Source organism: Roseobacter sp. (assembly GCF_045106495.1).
In the GTDB taxonomy this organism is placed as follows: Bacteria; Pseudomonadota; Alphaproteobacteria; order Rhodobacterales; family Rhodobacteraceae; genus Roseobacter.
The window spans coordinates 115,164-121,954 of sequence record NZ_JBGCEQ010000005.1; the positions used below are offsets into that span (position 1 = coordinate 115,164).

Consider the following 6,791-nt stretch of genomic DNA (forward strand, 5'->3'; position numbering starts at 1 on the left):
CGCAGTTGCGTGTCAGTTTGCCCGGACTGTCCGCACTACTCTAAAGAAGCACGGCGCAATAGGTCAACGGCACCAGAACGGCGCAAAAGGCTCTTTTGTGCATCCAAATGCGTCAAGTGATTTCGATGCTGCATGAGTAATTTTCCATTACCCACAACCCGTAACGCTCGAGGCACAAGCGATGCTGTCCGCGTGTTGAAAATCATGGTTTCGACCGCGATCCCCTCCGCATAAATGATCTGGTGGGTGTCCAACAGCAACTGGAAGTAATCTATGAAACCTCCCTGCTGAACAGTGACCGATTGCCCATCCACCAAGTCGCGAGCTTTGATCATGACCTCTGCTCGGCCTGCGCCCAGACGATCCGTGCGCTGATAGACGAAAAGCCGACAATCGGGACTGACTGTCAAGTCGCGTGCGTTGTTCAATTCTCCTGCAGCGATTTTCACAGGAGCAAAATCGCCCAGAGCGCGTTGGGAGCTTTTTCCGATCCATCGGATTTCTTGAATGCCATGATCTCGCGTCAGTACGGTGTCTCCTGCGCTCAGTTCTTCGATCCGGCACTGACGACCCGAACCCGTTGTGATTTTCGTCCCGCGCGCAAAGGAAGCGCATGCGACTTGCGCGAATTTTTGGATGGCTTGTGATTCGTCGATAGCCACCAATTGGTAGTCCGTCTCTGCCATCAGTGGTGTCAAAGGGAGCGCAAAAATCTGTGCAACATCTCCACGACAATCTACCTCAACCAGCAAAACAACCTCACTCAGGGGCGCGTTCTCAGACATCAAGGTTATCACGCAATCCAGATGGACCTGCGCGCCTGATGTCCCGAATTCAGTTTCCGGTGCAACGACAAAGCCTTCAGCCGCGTTTTGCATAAGGGCCAGCCGACCCTGTCTGGCGTCGGTCTGCAACTGGTAGACATCATCCATGATCAGCTCGGCAGCAAAGCTCAGACACTCTTTTTCATTCACGCCTGAGGTGGCTATGAGATCGGTCGCTGGCAAAACAGGAATTGAATGGATGAGTTCTGGGCAGTTCATTTCAATCGCTTTTTCGCGCCGCTGCAGCTTCGTTCAACCAAGGTCTTTGGGATCTGGGGCTTTGGCATGAGTGTTTTGCTGGTCTGTCTGGTGAATCTGGTGTTAGTCATGGCGTCAAATCTGACAGGGAGAATGGCATGGATTTGGGAATTAAAGGTAAACGCGCGGTCGTTTGTGCGTCATCAAAGGGCTTGGGCCTAGGATGTGCTCAAGCCTTGGCAGCAGCAGGTTGCGATCTGGTCATGAATGCGCGCGGCAGCGAAGCTCTCGAAGCCGCCGCGAAACTAATCCGAGCCGAACATGGTGTCACCGTCGAGACTATCGCTGCGGATGTCACCAGCGATGACGGGCGCTCAAAGCTGCTCGAAATTGCAGGAGATGCGGATATCCTGGTCACCAACGCAGGCGGTCCACCACCCGGTATGTGGCACGATTGGAACCGAGAGGATTTCATCAAGGCGTTGGATGCAAATATGCTGACACCGATTGCGATGATCAAGGCGCTGGTGCCGGGCATGACAGATAGGGGATGGGGGCGCGTGGTCAACATCACCTCGCAATCGGTCAAGGCACCGATCCCACAACTGGGCCTCAGCAATGCCGCGCGGACGGGGTTGACGGGTTACGTTGCTGGCACCAGTCGTCAAGTGGCCAGCATGGGTGTGACCATCAACAACTTGCTGCCGGGTATCCATGCAACAGATCGGGCCAATGCGTTGGACGGACCGGTTGCAGAGCGTGAAGGTATATCAATTGACGCAGCCCGTGCCCGACGCGCAGCAACGATCCCTGCCAGACGGTACGGAACCTCAGAAGAATTCGGCGCGACCTGTGCCTTTCTGTGCTCTCAACATGCAGGATTCATTGTGGGTCAGAATATCCTGTGTGACGGTGGCGCGACCAACGCGACGATCTGATCCATGGCTGAAAAATTCTCGCTCAAAGACCATCTCTTCAACGCCGAGACCGTAGCACAGCTCGCCCGTGAATATGGGGCAGGCATAACGGGTTTTGATCCTACCCGCTTTCAAAAAGATGCGCTTGCCGGGTTTCCTGAGCGAGAATTGATAGCACGCCTGGAATGGCTGGCGGATTGCGTTGAAGCGCAACTCCCAAGTGATTTCAATGTCATGGCGGACTTACTTGAAGCTGCTATGCCTAAACCTCTCGACCCTAACCTAACAGATGACGACTTTGGGCAGTTCATCCACGCTGTTCCGGGTATTCTCGCTGTGCGCCATGGGCTAGAGGTGCACCGTTCAAGAGCCATGGAATTGCTCTATCGGGCCACGCAAAGGTTTTCGATGGAGTTCTACATTCGTCCTTTCCTCAATCGCTGGCAGGAAGAAACCCTTACTGATTTGCGCAACTGGGCCGAGGATGACAATTATCATGTCCGGCGTCTTGTCAGCGAAGGGACACGTCCAAAACTGCCCTGGGCCAAAGCCGTGACGCTAAGACCTGACCAGAGCGTTCCATTGCTGGACATTCTCCATGCGGACCCAACGCGATACGTCACCCGCTCGGTTGCCAACCATTTGAACGACATCGCAAAGACGGAACCAGAGCTGGTTTTGAGCTGTTTGAACGCCTGGAAAGGTCAAGAGGCGCAGGCTCCAAAGGAGCTGGCGTGGATGACGCGACATGCGTTGCGCACCCTGATCAAACAAGGCCATTCCGGGGCCATGACCGCTTTGGGATATGATGCTCAAGCACCGGTCACTGTTGACATCAGTGTTACGACGCCAAGCGTCAAGATTGGCGACACACTGAAGTTCACCTGCACGATCGAAGCCGTTTCTGATTTGCCGGTGCTGGTTGATTATCGCATGACCTTTGCGCGGCCGGATGGCAAACAAGGGGAGAAAGTATTCAAATTGAAACAAGGGGTTGTGCGCCCCAATGCGCCGCTGGTTATTGAAAAGACTCACAAACTCAAGGGTGACGCGACGACCTTTAAGCTTCATTCCGGAACACATCACCTGACCATACAGGTCAACGGCGTAGACCGGGCGACGGGCTTTTTTGAACTCATCTGACAATGTGTTGCGCTGGCAGACGTCATAGTCAGGCCCGCATCTGTTATACTGCCTGATGCAAAGCCGGAAAATCATCAGGTCTTAGATCTCAAAGCATTGCAGTGAGCGGTTTTCCAAACAGTGTGACTAGGTTTTGGGCGACTTGTCTCTAGCCACATCACGGGGCGTATGTGGGTGACCATGACCTGTGTCGTGGAATCGCAACCCGTATTCATGTCGCTTTACTCATCTCCGTTTCCTTTTGGGTGGCCATGAGCTTGGTGCCATATCGATTCTGCGCAGCTGGCCAACAATCGGGACCGTACAGACGATCAAATCCCCATAGTTTTTGGGGTGTTTTAGTTCTGGAGTTGGCAGCAGTGCTTGCGGGCGCTTGGAAGGGCTGATAGCCCCTTACCCGATGAATTCTATCGGATTTGGATCGCCGCTTGACACCTTCCCCGCCTCGACTCGAAGTCAGAAATCTTAGGCGTGCTTTTGATAGCCGTGCTGTTGTGGATGACGTCAGTTTTTCGATCCAACCGGGTCAGGTGACATGTTTGCTTGGCCCTTCCGGTTGTGGCAAGTCTACCACCCTTCGGATGATTGCCGGTGTCGAGATGCAAGACAGCGGAGAGATTTACGTGGACGGGCATTTGGTCTGCGACACGATTTTTCGACTGCCGCCAGAGCGACGAGAAATTGGCCTGATGTTTCAGGACTTTGCGCTCTTCCCGCATTTGAGTGTGGTGGAAAATGTGGCCTTTGGCCTGAAATCGGGTACGAAAGCGGAGAAGCGCGCGCGGGTTGAGGAGCTTCTGACCCGCGTGGATCTGATGCGATTTATCGACGGCTATCCGCACCAGCTTTCTGGTGGTGAACAACAGCGCGTGGCTTTGGCGCGTGCGTTGGCACCGAAGCCCAAGATCATGTTGATGGACGAGCCCTTCTCCGGCCTCGACAACCGCCTTCGCGATGGTATTCGCGACGAAACGCTCAATATTCTGAAAGAAGAAGACACGGCTGTTTTGCTGGTGACCCATGAGCCCGAAGAGGCAATGCGCATGGCAGATGAAATTGCGCTGATGCGGGACGGTCGAATCGTGCAGCGCGGCGCGCCGTATAATGTCTATACCCGCCCCGTCGACCGTGCCGCCGTAGCGTTTTTCTCGGATGCCAATGTGTTGGGCGCCGAGGTCAGCGGCGCTCTGGCCAAAACGCCGTTTGGCCAGTTTCTGGCGCCGGGTGTGCCTGATGGAACCCCTGTGCATATCGTTTTTCGTCCGCAACATGTCCGGATCGATTTTGACCGAAACGGGCAAGGGCCAAAACCCACGGCTACCGATGGCACCGCCGCGCGCGGAGTGGTGCAGCGCGCGCGTTTCATGGGTAGTGAGAGCCTTGTTGAATTTGCAATGGACTACGACGGATCTGTCCTGCGCGCGACCGTGCCAAGTGTTTTTCTGCCGAAACCGGGCACGGTGATGTGGCTCACGATCCGGCGTGACAAGTGTTTTGTTTTTGACGCCTGAAGAACGAAAGAGGGAGAAGCAATGAAACGGCTCTTGGTTGAATTCGGCATGGGTACGTCCCTGCGTCGGGCGGACTATACGCAGGCGGCAGTGCGCGGGGTTCGGGACGCGCTCTGGCATAACTCGATCAATCTGGCGGAGCTCTTTGGTTTCGAAAAAACCGATATGCAGATCATCGTCGACATCGGTGTGCAGAATCCTGAAGCCGTGGACGTCGAAGAAGTCCAAAAGGTCTTCCCCTATGGACAGGCCGAGGTGCGGGTGCATCACGGTGGACTGGACATCGCCCGCCCCGAAGGAGAGGGCAATCCAACCATCATGGCCAATGTGGCACTGACGGTAGGTTTTGACATGGAGCGCAAACATGGCTGAGCAACGGCTGATCATCGAGATGGGTATGGGCAATGATCTACACGGTCAGGACTACACCAAGGCTGCCAAACGTGCGATCGAAGACGCTTTTCGCCATTCGTCACTGCCTTTGTTTGGTGTTGTAGGCATGGGCCACGATCAAATGCGTGTTCAGGTCACTGTTGGGGTTCAAAAGCCTGAGGCGGTGGACAAGAGCGCTTTGGTAGCAACCCTGCCGCGCGGACGTGCAGAGGTATGCGTTGTTAAAGGTGGATTGAATGTGGCGACGGACAGCGACGACCCGATTGTCGTTGCGCAAGCCAGTGTTGAGGCATTTCTGCCTGTTCAAGAGGGATGGCAACTCAAAAAATAAAACGGCGGCGTTTCGCCTTTTGGAACATTGTCGTGCTTGCGGCGTTTTGCCCATGCGCGTAAAAACACTGTGCTGGACAATTCCCGGCGCGATTTCACAAGGAAAAAAGCAATGAAAAAATCTGGTATTATCGTCACGCTTGCGGCAATGGGGTTGCTTCAGGCTTGCGCCACTTCTCCCGATCAACAAAAACAGGTTGGTTGTGTCGGTGCAGGTGTTGCCGGTGCCTTGGCAGGTGCCGCGATTGGTAACCAACTTGGTGGCGGATCCGGTAATGACATTCTGACAGCAGGTGGTGCTGTTGCAGGCGGTGTTGCAGCCAATAACGCTGCAGGTTGCTAAAAGTTAATGTACTTTTGGGAATGACTTTTTGAACTGAAACAGTGCTGTTTTGGTCTGAACCGGAACAGTACTTGTTTCAGTATTCTCGCGATTATTTAATTGCGAGCTGTAATGTTTTGATTTTACAACGAGAGATCATTTTCGTGTGACCGCTTCGTGATGTTATGGGGCGTAATCCGCGAGCGTTTTACCTGGCTCGTCTACAAAAAGTTCTGGCTGAGCTTCGGCAGTCTGAATGAGATCAACGCGGAACACGCGAAACGCATCGCGCAATTCGCACCATGCTGTCAACGTCCAGACGCGCCCCCAATACTCCATATGCAAGGGTCGAATGGTACGCGTTGTGACCCTTGCCTCCTTGGACGTATAGGTAATTTTCAGTTTTTGCCGGGCCCGGATGGCAGCTCGCAACGTTGCCATGTGGGAAAACCCCCGCGCAGCATCTGCAAACGGATAGACGGCGAATTTCCAAGCGTCGGCTTCGGCAATTGTTTGTGTGGGCAAGACCGCGTCCACTTTGGCGGCCAAGCTCAATGCTGCGGATTTAAGGTCATGATCCGCAGCTTCTGCCACAATAGCCATTCCGAGGTTCAGGGCTTCAAGCTCTTCGACCGTCAACGTCAAAGGCGGCAGTGTGATGGCGGAGGTGATCATATAACCCACACCACGTTCCCCCTCAACCGGGACACCTGATGCGGCCAATGTGTCCATGTCGCGGTAGATTGTGCGGGTGGAAACTTCAAGCCGCTGTGCAATGTCCTGCGCGCGGTGCAATTTCCCGTCGTGCAGGATTTGGATAATGTCAAATAGGCGATCAGTACGGCGCATGGCGAGACACTGCCACCGGGACGTGATCTAGTCCATCTGCATCACGACCCGTGCGTGGCGAAGTTCGCCCGTTTCCTCGGCCATCATCGCGAAAAACTTTGCGAACTCCGGGCGTTGAATGGCTTGGGCTTCGGTTGCCTTGGCCGCTGCCAGTGACGTCCAGAGGATGTGGTCGGTCCCTACGTCTTTTTCATCCACGGACAGGATGCGCGACACAACCTCCCCGGTATTGCGCAAAAAGGCTTCGGTTTTCTGTGCTGCGGCCAGGGCGTCTTGCGTCGCGATGCCTTCTTTGAGTTTGTAA

The 6,791-nt window shown here is 54.5% G+C and carries 9 protein-coding genes; 6 read left to right on the top strand and 3 right to left on the bottom strand.

Features of this window, described 5'->3' with window-relative positions:
• Positions 1–35: 35 nt before the first annotated feature.
• Positions 36–1,043 (bottom strand): Hint domain-containing protein, encoded by a 1,008-nt coding sequence (locus tag AB8B75_RS05450; protein WP_405360451.1) that lies wholly within the window; start codon positions 1,041–1,043, stop codon positions 36–38.
• 137 nt (positions 1,044–1,180) lie between these two features.
• On the opposite strand from AB8B75_RS05450, the gene AB8B75_RS05455 reads away from it, so the two are divergent.
• From AB8B75_RS05455 to AB8B75_RS05480, 6 genes are all read left to right on the top strand, one after another.
• A complete protein-coding gene (locus AB8B75_RS05455; RefSeq protein WP_405360452.1) occupies positions 1,181–1,960 on the top strand; it encodes an SDR family oxidoreductase in 780 nt (259 codons plus the stop codon).
• 3 nt (positions 1,961–1,963) lie between these two features.
• Positions 1,964–3,082, top strand: coding sequence for a hypothetical protein (locus tag AB8B75_RS05460; RefSeq protein ID WP_405360453.1), 1,119 nt, complete (start codon positions 1,964–1,966; stop codon positions 3,080–3,082).
• Positions 3,083–3,510: 428 nt separating this feature from the next.
• Positions 3,511–4,593, top strand: a complete 1,083-nt coding sequence (locus tag AB8B75_RS05465) for an ABC transporter ATP-binding protein (protein WP_405360454.1) — start codon at positions 3,511–3,513, stop codon at positions 4,591–4,593.
• A 21-nt stretch (positions 4,594–4,614) separates the two neighbouring features.
• Positions 4,615–4,965 (top strand): Lin0512 family protein, encoded by a 351-nt coding sequence (locus AB8B75_RS05470; protein WP_405360455.1) that lies wholly within the window; start codon positions 4,615–4,617, stop codon positions 4,963–4,965.
• Entirely contained in the window at positions 4,958–5,317 is a 360-nt protein-coding gene (locus AB8B75_RS05475) for a Lin0512 family protein (protein WP_405360457.1), read from the top strand. Before AB8B75_RS05470 ends, AB8B75_RS05475 begins: the two co-directional genes overlap by 8 nt.
• Positions 5,318–5,428: 111 nt before the next feature.
• Entirely contained in the window at positions 5,429–5,659 is a 231-nt protein-coding gene (locus tag AB8B75_RS05480; RefSeq protein WP_405360458.1) for a hypothetical protein, read from the top strand.
• Between the two features lie 162 nt (positions 5,660–5,821).
• On the opposite strand, the gene AB8B75_RS05485 is transcribed toward AB8B75_RS05480, so the two are convergent.
• Both AB8B75_RS05485 and AB8B75_RS05490 read right to left on the bottom strand, forming a co-directional pair.
• Positions 5,822–6,487, bottom strand: a complete 666-nt coding sequence (locus tag AB8B75_RS05485) for a helix-turn-helix transcriptional regulator (RefSeq protein WP_405360460.1) — start codon at positions 6,485–6,487, stop codon at positions 5,822–5,824.
• 27 nt (positions 6,488–6,514) lie between these two features.
• A partial coding sequence (locus tag AB8B75_RS05490; RefSeq protein ID WP_405360462.1) for a hypothetical protein occupies positions 6,515–6,791 on the bottom strand: 277 nt, incomplete at its 5' end.